13 protein-coding genes are annotated in these 18,352 nt (G+C 47.5%); 12 read left to right on the forward strand and 1 reads right to left on the reverse strand.

Going from position 1 to position 18,352, the window contains the following annotated elements:
• Positions 1-649: 649 nt before the first annotated feature.
• From PHQ97_04540 to PHQ97_04550, 3 genes are all read left to right on the forward strand, one after another.
• A complete protein-coding gene (locus PHQ97_04540) occupies positions 650-1,114 on the forward strand; it encodes a YbaK/EbsC family protein (protein MDD4392004.1) in 465 nt (154 codons plus the stop codon).
• 175 nt (positions 1,115-1,289) lie between these two features.
• Complete coding sequence (locus tag PHQ97_04545; GenBank protein ID MDD4392005.1) at positions 1,290-1,937, forward strand: LysE family translocator; 648 nt, start codon at positions 1,290-1,292, stop codon at positions 1,935-1,937.
• A gap of 305 nt (positions 1,938-2,242) precedes the next feature.
• Positions 2,243-2,470 (forward strand): hypothetical protein, encoded by a 228-nt coding sequence (locus PHQ97_04550; GenBank protein ID MDD4392006.1) that lies wholly within the window; start codon positions 2,243-2,245, stop codon positions 2,468-2,470.
• A 579-nt stretch (positions 2,471-3,049) separates the two neighbouring features.
• Here PHQ97_04550 and PHQ97_04555 read toward each other — a convergent pair.
• Entirely contained in the window at positions 3,050-3,283 is a 234-nt protein-coding gene (locus PHQ97_04555; GenBank protein ID MDD4392007.1) for a hypothetical protein, read from the reverse strand.
• A gap of 213 nt (positions 3,284-3,496) precedes the next feature.
• Between PHQ97_04555 and rhuM the strand changes: the two genes are divergently transcribed.
• The 9 genes from rhuM (at position 3,497) to PHQ97_04600 (ending at position 18,150) form a co-directional block, all read left to right on the forward strand.
• Entirely contained in the window at positions 3,497-3,730 is a 234-nt protein-coding gene (rhuM, locus tag PHQ97_04560) for a RhuM family protein (protein MDD4392008.1), read from the forward strand.
• A gap of 371 nt (positions 3,731-4,101) precedes the next feature.
• Positions 4,102-6,906 carry a type I restriction-modification enzyme R subunit C-terminal domain-containing protein gene (locus PHQ97_04565; GenBank protein ID MDD4392009.1) on the forward strand — a complete coding sequence of 935 codons (2,805 nt, stop codon included), beginning with the start codon at positions 4,102-4,104 and terminating at the stop codon, positions 6,904-6,906.
• A complete protein-coding gene (locus PHQ97_04570) occupies positions 6,903-8,546 on the forward strand; it encodes a restriction endonuclease subunit S (protein MDD4392010.1) in 1,644 nt (547 codons plus the stop codon). Before PHQ97_04565 ends, PHQ97_04570 begins: the two co-directional genes overlap by 4 nt.
• A 126-nt stretch (positions 8,547-8,672) precedes the next feature.
• Positions 8,673-9,320 carry a Fic family protein gene (locus PHQ97_04575; GenBank protein ID MDD4392011.1) on the forward strand — a complete coding sequence of 216 codons (648 nt, stop codon included), beginning with the start codon at positions 8,673-8,675 and terminating at the stop codon, positions 9,318-9,320.
• 313 nt (positions 9,321-9,633) lie between these two features.
• Positions 9,634-11,124 (forward strand): class I SAM-dependent DNA methyltransferase, encoded by a 1,491-nt coding sequence (locus PHQ97_04580; protein ID MDD4392012.1) that lies wholly within the window; start codon positions 9,634-9,636, stop codon positions 11,122-11,124.
• A gap of 194 nt (positions 11,125-11,318) precedes the next feature.
• Positions 11,319-13,439: a MotA/TolQ/ExbB proton channel family protein gene (locus PHQ97_04585; GenBank protein ID MDD4392013.1), complete on the forward strand. Its 2,121-nt coding sequence runs from the start codon at positions 11,319-11,321 to the stop codon at positions 13,437-13,439.
• Positions 13,436-14,143 (forward strand): OmpA family protein, encoded by a 708-nt coding sequence (locus PHQ97_04590; protein ID MDD4392014.1) that lies wholly within the window; start codon positions 13,436-13,438, stop codon positions 14,141-14,143. The genes PHQ97_04585 and PHQ97_04590 overlap by 4 nt, the downstream gene beginning before the upstream one ends.
• A 3-nt stretch (positions 14,144-14,146) precedes the next feature.
• The gene (locus PHQ97_04595) at positions 14,147-15,349 is read left to right on the forward strand and encodes a hypothetical protein (GenBank protein ID MDD4392015.1); all 1,203 of its coding nucleotides are present in this window, start codon (positions 14,147-14,149) and stop codon (positions 15,347-15,349) included.
• Positions 15,346-18,150, forward strand: coding sequence for a DEAD/DEAH box helicase (locus tag PHQ97_04600; protein MDD4392016.1), 2,805 nt, complete (start codon positions 15,346-15,348; stop codon positions 18,148-18,150). The genes PHQ97_04595 and PHQ97_04600 overlap by 4 nt, the downstream gene beginning before the upstream one ends.
• Positions 18,151-18,352: the final 202 nt, after the last annotated feature.

The raw sequence follows: 18,352 nt of genomic DNA on the forward strand, positions 1-18,352 counted from the left end.
CCCATTTTTGATACGTTGTATTTTTGCGAAATTTAAACCTTTTTCAGGAAAACGCAAGGAAAATATGGTAAAAAAATTTCTTTTTTTTAAAAAAATATATGCATGATCAATATATTTTAAAAATCAAATAGTTGCGTGACAAAGAGCCTCAATGGAACCCCCCTGCATAGAATCGTTGGCATGTTGGCATGGCTCATCAGTGTTGCTCAAAGAGGGCTCGATCATAACTTCGGCCATAGTTCCGAAGCGTGGCCTCGAAGTCCGGCCCGTTGCCGGCGAACGACATTCCCCGGATTGTGTAGGAGAAACCGACAATGGGCGGGACGGAGCCCGTGACAACGTGGCCGAAATTATGATCAAGCCCTCAAAGACATCTTGAAAAATCGGGTGAAAATGAGTAGGGTTCCAGATTGTGGTTATCGGGATCCGGTGAATGCGGATGCCCGCTACGGGTTGAATTGTCAGGAGCGTTGGAATTCTGACAGCCGTTTTATTTTTTCTTACTACGCTGATCGGTTTAAGGCAACAATTTTTAATCGGTCTGGTACTTTTGCTTTTGGGGCGTGGCCGGCCGGTGCGTTCATCCATCAGCGGCTTTTAAACTACGCAACAAATAAACTATATAAATTGATGGCTTCGTTAAAGTGAAATGTCAACAAGAGCGGTTAAAATACTGAAACAAAAGAACGTCGTTTTTGAGATCGTCAAGTATGACCACAAAGAGAAGGGCGCGGCGTTTGCCGCCAGCGCAACGGGTTTTCCCCTGGCGCAAACCATAAAAACGCTTGTGGTCGATCTGGGGAACCGGTCTTACTGTATGGCGCTCATGTCCGGTATGATGCAACTGGATCTGAAAAAGGTTGCATTTGTATTTGGCGTAAAAAATGCGAAAATGGCTGATCCGGCAACCGCACAGCGATTGACCGGATACCTGATCGGAGGCATTGGCCCTTTCGGGTCAAAACAAAACCTGCCGGTTGTGATGGAAATAACGCTGATGGCTTATGAGACTGTTCTTATTAACGCCGGTCAGCGGGGAACCCTGTTGAAAATGTCTCCCAATGACATTGCGGCAAATCTTAACTGCCGAATTTCACCGATTGCATCAATCTGACAGGGTATAAGTGCTGAGTGCTGAGGACTAAGGACTGAGTGCCTGAGGGGGTGGGAGCTTTGCGCACTTGAGAATGTTATAAAATAAAAGCTTCTTGTTTCTTATCTTTTGCCTTAAACGAAGTGCTCCTCAATCCGCCCGCAAGGGCGCTAATTCATAGTTCAGGAGGGTTCGTGTGATTGATCATCAGGTGATTGCGTTTGCGGGATTTGCGGCTGTCCTGACCCTCATGCCCGGTCCGGATACCATGCTGGTGATACGCAGCGTTCTGGCTCGCGGCAGAGCCTGCGGGTTGATGACGACCGCAGGCATCTGTACCGGTCTGTTTGTCCATGCCTCGCTGTCGGCAGCCGGCGTATCCATTGTGCTGGTCAACTCCGCTGCGGCCTTTCATATTCTGAAAACCGCCGGGGCAGGTTACCTCATATACCTGGGGATAAAATCCATCCTCGAGCTGCGAAAGCCGGCAGCAAATATGAATGATTTTTCAGGCCGGATATCATCCTCCTCTATTCGACAACAGGCAAACTGGCGTGCCTTTCTGGAGGGTATGCTCAACAATGTGCTCAATCCCAAGGCGGCCGTATTTTATCTGGCGTTTCTTCCTCAATTCATCAATCCCGGCGATCCGGTTTTTGCCAAATCCATTCTCCTGGCCGGCATTCATTTTGGCATGGGAATGGTGTGGCTTTCGATGGTGACCTTTTTTTTCGGATACATGAAAACATTTTTGACCGGCGGCCGGGTGACGAAATGGCTTCAGGCATCCAGCGGTGCTGTCCTGATTGTGTTTGGCCTGCGCCTTGCGGTTGAAAACCGTTAATCAGAAACTTACAACCTCCTGAAGCAGTGGCATTATTATTGCTTTATTGCTCGAACAAGCCATAAATTGTTTTTTGATAAGTAACAAGTCGTTCGACATTAAATTCCCGTCGTACTTGGTGGCTTAAAACTAAATTTCTGAGTAAAACGTCTGTATTTTGAATATATCTATCCGGTTCGGTATTAAGAACCGAAAAAATTTCCATATTATTTGAACTTTATATATCTCTCTCAGGCTGAGTCTCGTGATAAAGAAGAATCGTTTCATGAGGCTGCAAATCAAGTCTGATCCAGTATCGGTGTTCGATGAAGTCGAGGGGCTTTCAACCCCTGAACAGCAATACGCCCACCTCGATTATCAATGATCTTCGCCGTGAGGTGGAGCAGTGGAGAAGTCTGCCCAAGCCAAACGATTGGAAAGTGACACCCGAAACCGCCCGGCTGCTTCAGCATTGGCGACATCACAAATTCAACAATATTCGGCCGTTTTTTTGCCAGGTGGAAGCTGCCCTGGCTCTGGATCACTGGGCTTGAAGTCGCCAGTCGAAAGCTTGGCGTTAGCCGGATTGTGGATCTGTCGGCCACACCCTTCTTTCTGCGGGGGTCTGGATATGCCGAAGGCACCCTGTTTCCATGGACGATGAGTGATTTTTCGCTGATGGACGCCATTGAATGCGGGATTGTAAAACTGCCGCGTGTGCCAGTGGCCGACAGATAAACAATCAGGTATATCGGGATGCATTCGGTGTATCAAAACCAACAGCCACTCGACATCTTGATGTACTTAGAAAAAAAGGCGTCCTCCAAAGAGTCGGTACTACTGGAAAAGGCATTTTCTATATTTTAAAAAACAAAGGGCTTATAAAGGGCTCAAAGGACTCATGGCTCATTTATCGAATTTCCGCAGACGGGATAGAAATGAGATCGGGCAGGTAATCAAATCCGGAATACAGGAAAGGGCCACAAATGGGCCAAATGGGCCATGTTCCAGGCCGTCGAAACGGCCAGCTGTATCGATACCCTGCAGTCGGGATTGCCGTTGTTAAATTTCTGCGGGATTTCTGAACAGAAGAACAAGTGCTTTCAGGCGGTTCAGGCGGGAATGGAACTCAATTACAAATCGATGGAACAATTATTTTCTGAGCTAATCAGTAACTCTTTTTTCGCTTCGGTGGGGTAGCGCAGAAAGATTCTGCTCCTGGCGGCAGCCAGTGTTTCGGTAATAGCCTGAACACTGGCACCAGTTTCAATAGCCGTCGAGCTGGAAACATTCGTAATCAGAGCATCCTGATAGTTTTTAAAGTTCTTGAGATAACGATTGGTTTTAAAGAGTGATTTTTTTCGCATGGAGATCATCTGTCTGGTAAAAGTATGATGGTTATTTGATAGAGGATTCAGGTGACAGGCTTCGAAAGCTTGGGCCCGAGTCTTCATTCCTGAAAAAATGATGTTACCGCAGAGCCGCAGGGGTAATAAAATTCTGCCCCCCCAGCTGATTTTGCCGATGCCTGGTTTAAGTTTTTTCCCATACCAACCCGTTTATTATCACATACGTGAGCCTTGAGTCCCGATTTTTGTCCTTTACTAAGTCCGGTCAATTCCAAACGCGGTACCCAGTTCCGCCAATGGACCACAAGTGTGCTGAGGGAGCATCTGGTTCGAGGTTTCACCCTGAATGAACAGCGGCTGCGCGAACAGGGCCAGAAATTGGACGATTTGCGGCGCACGGTCGGCCTGTTGGAACAAATCAGGCCATTGGTCTGGAAAAGAGGCAATTTAAGCTTCATAAAGTGAGAAATGCATTTATTCATGCCCGTCCCAGTCCGACCCTCACATTACCCGTGAGCCTCAGCAGGTAAAGGCATTCTGTGATACCTGGCGGGGTGGGATTCATTCGTATTTGACGTATTTGAGAGATCGAGCATAATTTACCTGTCCCCATTTTTTTTCTTCCCTTATGTCTGCCGTGTGTAGGGGCGATCCGTCGTGATTGCCCATCGGAGTAAAGAGCTCAGAATTGTGTGCTTATGGTTTTCCATTTTCTTGACAGTGTAATAGGTAGTTCTCAATATTGACTTATAGACTATCTAATGGTACTTAAAAAAGTTTGCAAGTTTTTAATTTTTATCAATTTTTTTTATAAAAAGATGACGGCGAATATCATCATGACACCCGAACAAAAAGCTCGTGAAAAGATTGATGCGCTATTAAGTCAAACCGGCTGGAAGATCCAGGACGTAAAGGAAGCTAACATATATGCCGGACGGGGCGTTGCGATCCGTGAGTTTCCCTTGAAAGCCGGGCACGGCCTTGCCGATTATCTTCTCTATGTGGACGGCAGGGCGGTCGGTGTCATAGAAGCAAAAAAAGCGGGCACCACCCTGACCGGTGTTGAAATTCAGTCGGATAAATATCTGAAAGGACTTCCGGACAGCATCCCCGCCTGGATAAGGCCGCTTCCCTTCTGCTACCAGTCTACCGGCGAAATTACCCGGTTTACAAATAATCTTGATCCGGAGCCCCGCTCTCGTCAGGTGTTTGCGTTTCACCAGCCCCGGTATTTTATGGAAGAGACGCAAAATGTAGGCCCTCGGGTAGATGACGCAGTGGATTCTTACGGCTACCCGAATCTTGTCACACTGCGCGGTCGCCTCAAGACCTTTCCGCCTCTGCATGAAGAAGGCCTGTGGTCTGCTCAGATCCAGGCCATCAAAAACCTGGAAACATCCCTGGCCGCCAATCGGCCCCGCGCTCTGATTCAGATGGCTACCGGCAGCGGCAAGACCTTTACCGCAATCAATTTCATCTACCGGTTGATCAAGTTTGCCGGCGCCCGCCGCATCCTTTTTCTGGTGGATCGCGGCAATCTGGGCAAGCAGACGCTCAAGGAGTTTCAGCAGTATGTCTCGCCCTATAATAATTTTAAATTTTCCGAGGAATATATTGTCCAGCGTCTGACCTCAAACACTCTGGATACCACGGCCCGGGTCTGCATCTGTACGATCCAGCGCCTGTATTCCATGCTCAAGGGCCAGACGCTTGCCGAAGAGGATGAAGACCGATCCATCCAGGGGCTTGCTCCGATGTTTAAAGAACCACCGCCGCTGGAATACAATCCGGCCTTTCCCATCGAGACCTTTGATTTCATTGTAACCGATGAGTGCCACCGCTCCATTTATAACCTCTGGCGCCAGGTGCTGGATTATTTCGATGGTTTTTTGATCGGGCTGACCGCAACGCCCTCCAAACAGACCTTTGGCTTTTTTAACCAGAATCTGGTGATGGAATACGATCATGAGCGCGCCGTGGCCGATGGCGTCAATGTCAATTATGATGTCTACCGGATCAAAACCGAGATTACCGACAAAGGCTCCCGGGTCGAGGCAGGCTATTATATCGACAAGCGCGACCGTGACACCCGTACCGTCCGCTGGGAAAAGCTGGATGAAGATTTTGAATACGATCCCAATCGGCTGGACCGTGACGTGGTGGCCGTGGATCAGATCCGGACGGTTATCCGCAGTTTTAAAGAAAAAGTCCTGACTGAGATTTTTCCGGGCCGGGAGCATGTCCCCAAGACCCTTATCTTTGCCAAGGACGACAGCCATGCCGAAGATATCGTTAAAATGGTGCGTGAGGAATTTGGAAAGGGCAATGACTTTGCCCGTAAGATCACCTATAAGACCACCGGCGCTACCCCGGAAGAGCTGATCGCATCTTTCCGGAACAGTTATAATCCCCGCATTGCCGTTACCGTGGACATGATCGCCACCGGCACGGATATCAAACCCCTGGAGATTGTCATGTTCATGCGGGCTGTGAAATCCCGCTCCTTTTTTGAGCAGATGAAGGGCCGGGGCGTGCGCATCATCAATGCCGATGATCTGCAGGCCGTCACTCCGGATTCAAACGGCAAGGACCATTTCGTTATTGTTGATTGCGTGGGTGTGTGCGAGATGGACAAGACCGATTCCCGGCCCATGGAGCGAAAGCCTTCTGTCAGTCTTGAAAAACTCATGCAGGCGGTAAGCCTTGGCAATACCGAACCGGATGTCATCTCCTCCATTGCCGGACGGCTGGCCAGAATCGCCCGGCATATCAGCCCTGAAGACGGGCAAAAGGTAAAAGCCCTTGCCGGTGGGAAAAGCATCGAACAGCTGACCACGGATATGGTGACCGCCCTCAAGCCCGATAACCATATCGAGCGGGCAAAGCAGGACCATCCGGAGGTTGTCGAGCCGACCGAAGACCAGATCCGACAGGCCGAAACCCAAATGATCCGGGAGGCGGTTAAACCTTTGTATGATCCCAAACTGCGGGACTTGATTTTGGAGATCAAGAAAAAAAACGAGCAGACTATCGACACCATCAGCACCGACCAGGTGCTGGAGGCCGGGTTTTCGGCCGCTGCCCTTGAAAAGGCCAAAGGGCTGGTCGATTCGTTCGAGCAGTTTATCAAAGAAAATAAGGATGAAATTACCGCCCTTCAGATTCTCTACGCCACCCCCTACAAGGCCCGGCTCCGCTTTGAAAACATCAGGGAGCTCGCCGGCCTAATAGAGAAACCGCCCAGTCCCTTACGGGTGGACAGGCTGTGGAATGCCTATGCCGCGCTTGAAAAATCAAAGGTAAAAGGAGTAAATGCTCCACATATCCTCACGGATCTGGTATCGTTGGTCCGTTTTGCCATGCACCGGGAAAACGAATTGGTGCCGTTTCCGGAAAAGGTGGAGGTCAATTTCAATGACTGGATGGCCCGGCAGGAATCCGGCGGCAGCAAGTTCAGCGAAGAGCAGCGCCGGTGGCTGGTGATGATCCGTGATCATATCGCCGCCAATCTGAGCATTGAAACGGAAGATTTCGACTACGCGCCGTTTTCCCAGCAGGGCGGGCTCGGCAGGGTGTATCAGCTATTTGGGGATGAATTGGGTATGATGATAGATGAATTGAATGGGGCGTTGGCTGCGTGATAGATAAAAAATTTGTAACAATCGATGAATCATCGCTTCCGGTAAACTGGAGTGTTGTAACGATAGGAGATATAACCGAGTATATCCAGCGTGGAAAAAGCCCAAAGTACATTGAGAATAGCGGATTGCCAGTAATTAATCAGAAGTGCATTCGATGGTTCGGAATTCAGAAAGAACATCTGAAATACGTCGATCCTGATCAATGGAGTAAGTGGGCACCAGAGCGTTATGTCCGGGAAGGGGATATCCTTTGGAATAGCACGGGCACTGGGACTATTGGACGTGCAGCTGTAATAAAACATTTAGCGCAAAACGAAAAGTATGTGGTCGATAGCCACGTAACAATTGTAAGGCCTAAAGAAGTTGAACCGTTGTATGTCCATTATTGGATAATGAGTCAATCTGTCCAAGGCTGCATTGAAGCAATGCAGTCTGGTTCGACCAATCAAGTTGAATTAAGCAAGGCGGCTGTTGAGGCATTACTAATTCCTGTTGCACCACCTAACCAACAAAAACGAATTGTTGCGGAAATCGAAAAACAATTCTCCCGACTTGACGAAGCCGTTGCCAACCTCAAGCGCGTTAAGGCCAATCTCAAACGCTACAAAGCCGCCGTTCTTAAAGCCGCCGTCGAAGGAAAACTCACCGAAGAATGGAGACAGGCCCACCCCGACGTTGAGCCCGCAAGCAAACTCCTTGTTCGCATCCTCATCGAACGCCGTACCAAATGGGAACAAAATGAACTTGCCAATATGAAAGCCAAAGGCAAGGTGCCGAAGGATGAACAGTGGAAGAAGAAATATAAGGTTCCTAAAGGTCCTGAGAGATTCGGTTATAAAATTCCATACAGTTGGACATTGGCGACAGTGCAGCAAGTTGCAGGAAAAGTTCAATATGGGAGTTCATCAAAAACAAATCAAGATAATAATGGAATTTCTGTCCTTAGAATGGGCAATATATTTGAAGGTGAACTTTTGTTGGGTGTGTTGAAATATTTACCTGAAGATCATAGTGAGTTTCCGGAGCTGTTACTAAAGGATAATGATTTATTGTTCAATCGTACTAATAGTCCAGAACTGGTAGGGAAAACGGCTGTTTATAAAGGGCAACCAAAACTTTGCTCTTTTGCCTCTTATTTAATTAGAGTACAGGTGTTGATGGGTATTGAATCAAAGTTTATTAGCTACTACATTAACTCAATGTACGGACGCAAATGGATAAAGTCAGTCGTTAACCAGCAAGTTGGGCAAGCTAACGTCAACGGCACAAAGCTACAGGCACTCACAATTCCTATTCCTCCGTCAGAAGAACAGAGAAAAATTGTCTTGGAAATGCAAAATCGTTTTTCTTTAGTAAACGGATTAGAAAGAGACCTCGATGCTGATCTACGGCGTGCCGAACGTCTCCGACAATCGATCCTCAAAAAGGCTTTTTCCGGAAAGCTGGTTTCTCAGTTTCCGAATGATGAACCGGCCAGTGTGCTCCTGAAACAGTTTGAGATGAAAAGCGAAACGAAAGCATCCAGGTCCGGAAGAAAGCCGCGAAGGCCCAAACCTGTCGATTATCCCAAACCGGGCGATCAGGTGCTGCCGTTTGCGGCAGAAAAAAGCGAGGTTTATGGAAAACCCCATAAACCGTGATGCCCGGTTTCCGTTTTTCCGAATCGTAGTTGTTGATGAAGAGGCATTTGAGCGATGGTTTTATCAATCCTATAAACGGTCCGGGATGAATCCGGGTTTTGTTTCAGATCAAATATTGGCGGACACATGAAAACGAATGGTAGATATGATGTCGCCGGTCTGGTTGAGGCGCAATATGAGGCCGGCTCCGAAGGAAAGGTCTTGCGGAATCTTCTGAAAATTACGGATCCGGATGATATGGACAGCGTTGAAGCCGATGCCCTGGCAGAGGCCACGAATACGTTGATACGTTGCATTGATCAGGATCATCAATTTTTGGCCGCTGATATTTGCCATTTTCATAAAATATGGCTGGGCAAGGTTTATGAATGGGCCGGCCGATATCGGCAGGTCAATATCAGCAAGGGAAACTTTCCCTTTGCCATGGCCGCGCAAGTTGCAAAATTAATGGAACAGTTTGAACATGAACAATTAAAAAGATACACCCCCTGTATTTTCGAAAAGACTGAAGAGGTGGTTCAAGCGATAGCCGAAGTTCACGTGGAGTTGGTATTAATTCATCCATTCCGCGAAGGAAATGGCCGTATTGCTCGATTGCTCTCAACGTTAATGGCACTGCAGGCGGGATTTCCGTTGCTGGATTTCAGCGGGATTTCTGAACAGAGGAACAAGTACTTTCTGGCGGTTCAGGCGGGAATGGAACTCAATTACAAACCGATGGAACAATTATTTTCTGAGATAATCAGAAATTCTGTTTCCGCTTCGGCCGGGTAGCGTGAAAGATTCTGCTCTTGGCGGCAGCCAACTTTTCAGTAACAGCCTGAACACTGGCGTTGGTTTCGATAACCGTCGAGCTGGAGACATTCGTAATCAGAGCATCCTGATACTTTTCAGGATTTTTAAGATAACGATTGGTTTTAAAAAGAGATTTTTTTCGCATAAAGATTTTCTGTCCGGTAAAAGTTTGATAGCCCGTGTGATGCCGGTAATAACCGATGGGAGAAAATATACCAGGCACATGTCAGGACTTTTTCTCTAAAATATAATTTATATCTAATAATGTCAATAGACGGGAAATTACGAATTCATGACCCCTGCAAATATCGTTCAAAAACTCTGGAACTACTGTAATGTCCTGCGCGATGACGGCATGAGCTATGGCGACTATGTCGAGCAGTTGACGTATCTGCTGTTTCTCAAAATGGCGGACGAGCGCACCCAACCGCCCTATAACGAGTCCAGCGCCGTTCCGCAAGGCTACGACTGGACCAGCCTGCTGAAAAAAGACGGCGATGAACTGTTTGACCACTATCGTCACATCCTGGAGGCGTTGGGCAAAGAAAAAGGCCTGCTCGGCCTCATCTTCAATAAATCCCAGAATAAATTTCAAGACCCGTCCAAGCTGCGGCGCCTGCTCGTTGACCTGATCGACAAAGAGAACTGGTCGATCATGAGCGCCGACGTCAAGGGCGATGCCTACGAAGGGCTGCTGGAGAAAAACGCCCAGGATACCAAATCCGGTGCCGGCCAGTATTTCACCCCACGGCCCCTTATCCGGGCCATGGTGGATGTCATTTTACCCAAACCGGGGGATACCATCTGCGATCCGGCCTGCGGCACCGGCGGGTTTCTGCTGGCGGCACTTGACTATCTCATCGCCCATTTTCCGACGATGACCCGGGATGAAAAGAAACAACTCAAGGATGCCACTTTTTCCGGATGGGAGCTGGTGCAGAGCACGGCCCGGCTCTGTGCCATGAATTTGATGCTGCACGGAATCGGTACCAACGGCGGGAAATTGCCGCTATCGGTTTCCGATTCCCTTGCGGCTGATCCCGGCGATCGTTTCGACATCGTGCTGACCAACCCCCCCTTTGGCAAAAAGAGTAGCACCACCATTGTGGGAGAAGACGGTAAGGCTAAAAAGGAAACAGATAACATTGAGCGGGAGGATTTCTGGGCTACCACTTCCAATAAACAGCTCAATTTTGTCCAGCACGTCAAAACCCTGCTCAAGCAGAACGGGCGTGCGGCCGTCGTGGTGCCGGACAACGTCCTGTTTGAAGGCGGGGCAGGGGAGATTGTGCGCCGAAAGCTCATGGATGGTTGCGATGTCCATACCCTGTTGCGCCTGCCCACCGGGCTTTTTTATGCCCAGGGGGTAAAAGCAAACGTACTTTTCTTTGACCGCAAACCCGCATCGGAAACCCCCTGGACAAAAACACTCTGGATTTACGACCTTCGCACCAACATACACTTTACCCTCAAGACTAATTCCTTGAAACGTGAAGATCTGGATGATTTTGTCCGGTGTTATAATCCGGAAAACCGTCATGAACGGAAGCCGACCTGGAGTGAAGACCATCCCGACGGCCGTTGGCGTTCCTATGGGTATGATGAGCTTGTCAACCGTGACAAGGCCAGCCTCGATATTTTCTGGCTCAAGGACGAAAGCCTCGAAGAATCTGACAATCTGCCTGATCCCGATATCATCGCCCGCGAAATCGTCGAAGACCTTGAAGCCGCACTGGAACAGTTTCGTTTGATTGTCACCGATCTTGGGGAGGAAAATGCTTAGCTATTAAGTGAATTAAATTTTCCAGCCTGAGAAATTGAAAATTCAGCTTTACACCAGATTAAACGGAGTCCGATATGCTCTTTTCGACATGGTATTATTTGGGATTTCAGTTTGTTTGTTTTTTTGGGGCTGTGATTTTCCAGCTTTGGCCAATTTTTCGCCGCTGGTATCAACTCTCCAGTAATGAACGGCTGTTGAAAAAGTACTTGAAAGCCGATAGTGATCCGAAAGCCCTCAGACAGCAGATTCAGGCTACACTTTTTGACACAACCCAATGGGCTGAAAGGGCTTTTAAATCCTTTAGAGTCAGTTGGGAGGATTCCCGGATATCCGGTGAAGACACTGCATCGATTCCAATCCGGCTCAGAGAATTTTTAACGCCTGAAATTGTCCTCGATAGCGTCCGCAACCGTCGCATGACGGAAGCGCTGCCGGGAATTTTTGTTGCCATAGGCATATTCGGTACGTTTCTGGGGCTCATGCTAGGGTTGAATGATCTTCGACTGGATGAGCTTGAAAATTTGAAGCAGGGCGTTGGACATCTGGTTTCAGGACTTTCTCTCGCATTTCAAACCTCACTTCTTGGTATTTTTTTGTCGATTCTCTTTACGCTTTCTTGCCGTTTTGCTGTCAATGGCCTTGAGCAAACTCTTCTTCGCGTAGATGATCTGGTCTATAACATATTTCCATGTCACTCCAATGAACGATATGCCCGAAAATATATGGAACTTCAGGCCGATATCAAACATGGTCTGCAGACGATGGCAACAGACATCGCTATAAAACTTTCTGATACGTTTGCCCCGGCATTGGGTGAAGTAATGGAAACTCAATTGGTTCCGGTAATAAAAGATCTCCATGAATGGATCAAAAGCGATCTCAAGGAATCAAAACAGCAACAGTCACAAATTCTCGATGGCTTCAATGAAAAGCTGACCCGAATGAGTGATGTCATCACGGACCACTTCGAACATTCTCAGCAAAAGCAGTCCGAAGCCATGGAAACGGTTTTGAAGGAATATGTGGCGTATATGAATGATACCTTCAAAATGCAGTTCCAGAAGATGGGCAGGATTATCGAGGACACCACAAAAGCCCAGACCGGAATCCGGGAGCAGCTGTTGGAGTTTACCAATCAGCTAAAGAGCCAGTTTAGCGCTCAGACCGAACTGATCGAAAAAACAGGCAGGGCCGGTGAAATACTCAGCGAAAGCCTGGATGGTCTCGAAGGTATTTCCCAAAAGCTCAAATCCTCATCAGGTGATATTGCTTCGGCTGCTGCACTGCTTGAAAGTTCGGCAACCCGGGCCAAAGAGGGGCAGGGCATTCTTCAAGAGTCAATGCAGTCCCAGGTCCAGGCCATGGATCGGGCACGGAAGGAATCGGAAGGCGCATGGAATACCATCACGGAAAATTCTGCCGCAGTTGTTGAACAGATTCGGGGAACCATCCGGGAACTGGCCGAGGGGATCGGAACCCATCTGAACAAGGCCCTTGAAACATATGATGAAAAGGTGGCTGAAGTGGTGGAACGGTTCAGTGGCAGTCTGTTTGAAGTCAAACAGTCCATGGAGGAGATGCCGGGACTGGTTGTTTCTCTTGAGGGTGTGCTTAAGACCATCAGTCAGGATATTTCGACTCAGAAAGAAATTCTGGATGATCTTCGACATGCCACAAACGATGTGGTCGTCTCGAATATCGAAAAGGCTTCCGAAGCTTCTGTACGCATGGCCAATGTCGTTGAGACGATCAGCGGGATTTCCGAGGATTTTCAAAGAGGAATGGACACACTGGTAGAGGGGTTTAAAACCGGTTCGGAAATGATTCAAATGCACAATAAAGAGTGTATGGATCAGCTGAAACGGCTTTCCAATGAAATGTCGATTGAATTAAGACAGCAATCTGCCATGTTGGAAAAAAACAGCCCCGTTCATAACGCCATTATTGAACTGAATCAGGCCGTTGAAAAATATTCGGCACCGAATCCGGAACAGCAAATGAATCCCGAACTGATGACGACATTAAATGGACTCTGCAGCCACGTGGAACGTATTAACAACTTCATATCGAGAGATAGCGGTAATGGAAACGGAAACTACAGCGAAGCGGTCCTCGAGAGAATGTCATCCATTGATCGGCAGATTAATACGCTTCATTCAGGGATGTCCGATAACATCCTACCGCATCTGAAAACCATCAGCAGCTCAATGGATAAAATAACCGATTCATTGCAGCCGATGAAAATCACGAATGGTCCTGAAAGCAGCCCTGCCGAGAACAGGGGAGGATTTTTCCGGAGGATGATGAGTAAATGATGCCATTTTCCAAGAAAGGACAAAATCCCTGGGCTGTCCAAAGGCATGAGGAAATCGAAACCTTCTGGGCATCCTACAGCGATTTGATGGCCGGGCTGCTGATGATTTTTGCATTGACTACCGTCATAACATTGCTGGATATCGGCAAACGCTTGGTGGAACCCACTCATCTGGTTAAGGAATGGGAACAGGTGGTGGACGATATTTGTCATGACAGAAATCTGTCCGAGATTGAAAATGTTGAAGTTGATTGTAACACCGGAGCGCTGGTGATCAGTGAGAAAAGCCTGAGATTTGGATTCGGCCGTACAGAACTGGGGCAGGAGGCTGAAGCAATATTGCGTCAGGCCGTTCCCAAATATCTTGAGATCATATATCGGTATCCACAGTTTCTGGAACGAATAGAGGTTGTTGAAATATCAGGTCATACAGACAGAGCAGACACTCGAAACGCCAATCCGTTCATTTCTCGGGAACGCGCCGGACAAGTTTTGTCATTCCTTCTGAATGAACCGGCGATGAAACCTTATATGGATTTATTGAAAAAAAAGGCGATAACAGCCGGTTATTCGGATACCCGGTTTCCGGTCGGATGCGTGGATGAAAGATGTGCGGAAGCCCGGCGTGTTGAAATAACGATTCGATTAAGTGAGACGGATGTCCTGAGAGATTTTTTGAACATTTTAAGACAGATTATCAAGTAACGCATGAGGCTTACGTTCCAATCCAACCGACTGGATAGTTTGTTCGAGCAGGTGAGGGCTCAGCACCCTCGCCGCAAGGGTGATCAGATTCTTATTTCCCGTTCACTTCTGGATGAAGTCAGGGAAAGGCTTGAGCTTTGCCCGGTTGATAAGCTGACTGAATTGGCGTATGCGTTTGATCTGAATCGTTTGCTGGCTTGTATTCATATAATTATTCATGATCAGAAGAAAAAACTTGGCATGAAGGCCGCACGGATTCTGAAAACCCGTCCGAAGGAGCAAGTGATTTTTCAGGGTTGGTTCATGCTGGTCAGACATTACCCCTGCGATCTTCTTGAAGAAGTATTGAGGGAATTGATTTTTCAAAAAGGAATGACGACATTGGAAAAATCTAGTCGCGTATCAGATCGAATCGCGTTCTGGTTGGTTTCAAACCGGCTTTCTGAGGGGATATTGCGTGATGTTGAAACTGCCAAAGCCAATACTTTATACGATGACTTTCTGTTACAGAATCGTTTAAAACCTGAGGACGGACTTTTCCAGGTGGCCTGGAGAACGATGCTTGCCAAAGGAAGAGCCGGTACCCTGCAGAAAGAGAGCAGCCGACGAATACTCGAAGAATATGCCCGGGTGACCAATGTTCCGTATCAGTCTGCATTCGGTCGACATTATCTAAATGCGCTCAAAGCCAGAAATAACTGGGATGAAGGCATCCTCGCATATATATGGAAAACATTTGGCGAACCGCACTCGTCGGATGATGAGACGGCTGTGGATTCTTCGTTCTGGAGGGATGTTAATCCAGAATCCAGACAGGAATTTTTGTCCTGGGTCATATTACAGCGTATTGAAGACTTTTTTGAAGGCGAGCGTGCGGATTTCTGGAGACAGTATGTCGACCAGGCAAGGGTCAAACGGGTCCGGGAGATACTGGATAAAGACGGATTCATGTTGGATTTTGGGACATTCGGAGTCGTGGAATTTAAAAATGTTGGAAATGCGGCGTATGTGTATCCAAGGAATGAATTCCAGAAATTCTGGGCAGGCGAACGATTCTTAACTCAGCAGGCGGGTTATTTCAAAGATAAATCATTGACGCTCAGGGATAAGGCCTATCCGGGTTGGGATGGAAGAATCCTTCATTATCGGGGTGTGTGGCAGGAAAAAGAACGTGACAGGATTGATTATTTTGTGAGGACATTATGAAACTGTTTAAAAAAAAACGGAAACGGATGCTTACAAAGTCATTCCGGCCGGAGGGAATACGATTTGCCTGTACCGAAGAGCCAGTTCCTGCGTTTCCGTTAAACAGCAACAGCTCAGAAATACTATCAAAATTACTCTTTCAGGGCGATCTCTGGTCAGCTCTCGACAGCCTGTGGGTAGAGGGGCTGCTGGAACCGTCAGATAAGGGGGCATGGATCGTTCCATATACAATTTATGATCAATTGAATTCCGACGAAGACAGCGACCTGTTTCATGTTCTTGCTATTCCGTTTGCCAAATCCCTTGAGATGCAGGTTGATTCATCCTCGCATGTAGGTGACAGGGATTTCAGGATATCGGTGGAGGCGAATCATCCGGATTACGGGCCGTTACGTGAAGAAGATCCGTATCGCAACGGCAGGGTGTTTGTTATAGATGATCAACATATTGCGGCATTAACGTTGGAACAGGCTCGTGTGTTTGACCTGGCTCAAGGCAATGATGTGAATTGGGACAGTCTTGAGGATCGTATGGGGTATCTGGCCGCGGTAAAAGACGCCGCCGAAAAGGCAAACGCCGGGATCGATAAGTACCTGGCTTCCGAAGAATACGCCTTCCGGTCAGACGCAAAACTGGATATGCGAGTTGACAGCCCTGAAGAGATCACCCTGATTCCTGAAGTTGAAGGAATGAAGTCTTATGGGATCGGTTCAGGAGAAGACTTGTTAACCGGTGATATCAAACCGGTCATCACAAAAGCAGAATCCGGATACCAGCGTAAGCGGTTGGTTCTGGATAAAGATCTGTGCAGCAGACTGTCTGAGCTACCAAAAGGGGGGAAAATCAAGGGTACAGGTGTTCCTAAGCTCTTGACCAATCCTGAGCAGATAATTCCTGAAGGATTTGATCTTTCATTGTTCAGTGAGCGTGTAAAAGGCATAAAAACAAAAGTTTATAATTCCCGGCCCTACATTCATGTCAATAAAACCACAGGTGGTTGGTTTGACGCCGTCCCGAAAGTGGATCTGGAAGATTGGTCTCCTGCTGCGAATTTAGATGAGGAACCCACAGAATCCCATGGTGGGGATGGATTCCAGGTGCCGGAAGGATTGTCGCCGGAAACTTACCGGGAGCTTGTCAAACGTTCCAGAGAAACCGGTGAAGAATATGTCTTACATGCCGAGGATTGGGTACGGATCGATCCCGAGAGAGGTGAAAAATTTGACAAAATTTTGAACACCCTGACAAGGCAGGAAAACGGTACGTATAAAATTCCAGCCGGGGCAGTGCTGGACATCTATGAAAATCTTCAGTTGTTGGAATTTGTCGATAAAAAATTGTTGCCGGAAGAGGTAGAGCTTCTGCCGGATGATCTTCCCGTGATTGATCCTCCGGAAACTTTCAACGGGGATCTTTATCCGTATCAGCTCAACGGTTTCAGGTGGCTGACCAGACTCAATACTCATCTTATCGGTGGCTTGCTGGCTGACGAAATGGGTTTGGGTAAAACCGTTCAGGTTATTGCCCATTTTATGAATATGAAAGAATCTGGGGAGAAAGGCCCGCATCTGGTCGTTTTGCCTAAAACACTAATGGAAAACTGGAAAAGAGAGATCCAACTGTTTTCAAAGGGAAAGCTGCGTATTTTTTTATACGAAAGGCGGCAACGTAGTGTGCCGGACAGTTCTTTTCAACAAGTTGATGTTGTGCTGACGACCTATGATACTCTCCGGCGCGATCAGACGCGACTTGGGAGAATCGACTGGAACATGGTTGTCTGTGATGAGGCGCAGTATGCCAAAAATCCAACAACACAACGCACCTGTGCGGTCAAAGCATTGAAAACCAAGCATCGGGCGGCCTTGACAGGAACACCGGTTGAAAACGGATTGATTGAATTCTGGTGCATCATGGATTTTGTCCAACCTGGGTTGTTGGGTAGCTGGGCCGATTTTAGAAAATACTATGAGCGTCCTATTATCGAAAGCGGGGAAGAAAAACGTGAGGAAAAAATTCAGGAATTGCTCGGCAAGGTCAAAGGGCATTATCTGCGGCGACTTAAATCCGAAACGCTTGATCTGCCGCCAAAAAATATCAATTACGCTCATGTGTCTCTTTCAAAAGCGCAACTGAGAATATACCGGGAAATCGCTGACGCTGGAAAAACCGGAGGCAGAGGGGCTGCCCTGGCGGCGATTCAAAAACTTATCATGTTTTGCGCGCACCCTTCGGCGCTGACGACAGATTATAATATCAGGCCGAAAATAGATATATCCGATTGCCCTAAACTCAAGGCGACCCTTGATATTATCTCTGGTATTCAGGCAGTATCTGAAAAAGTGATCATTTTTTCGGATTTTAAAAAAGTTCAACGAATCCTGCGCCAAAGCATCCATGAAAGATTTGGAATCTGGCCTGATATTATCAATGGAGAAATCACGGAAAATAGACAATGCATTATCGATATATTTTCTGAGAAGCAGGGATTTAACGTGATTATTCTCGGCCATCAGGTAGGAGGCGTGGGGTTGAATATTACAGCCGCCAACCATGTGATCCATTACACCCGCCCTTGGAATCCGGCTAAGGAAAATCAGGCCACAGACCGGGTCCATCGTATCCGGCAGAGAAAAACTGTGAATGTCTATTATCCGATTGTAAAAGAGGCTGGATTTGTAACCGTGGAAGACCGGCTGAATGAGTTGATAAAATCCAAGGCGGATCTGGCGAGGGATGTTCTCAGGCCGACAGCGGATAGGAGCATAAAACCGGAAGAGATGATGGAATGTCTTTCAATTTAGATAATTTTTTTAGTTCATCTTTTTCGTGGTTAAAAAATATAAAAAAGTCACCCAACCGAGATTTAAGCAGGGAACCGGGGTCGGACCGAAAGCGCCGATTAAAACCGGTAAGAGATAGAGAATGAAAGAGTCTTATGGTAGAAGATTTAGCGAATCACACCAGCCTCGAGTCATGCGGCAATTGCAGTAATGCAGTGGCTGA

It is taken from the genome of Desulfobacterales bacterium, from assembly GCA_028704555.1.
Classification (GTDB): domain Bacteria; phylum Desulfobacterota; class Desulfobacteria; order Desulfobacterales; family JAQWFD01; genus JAQWFD01.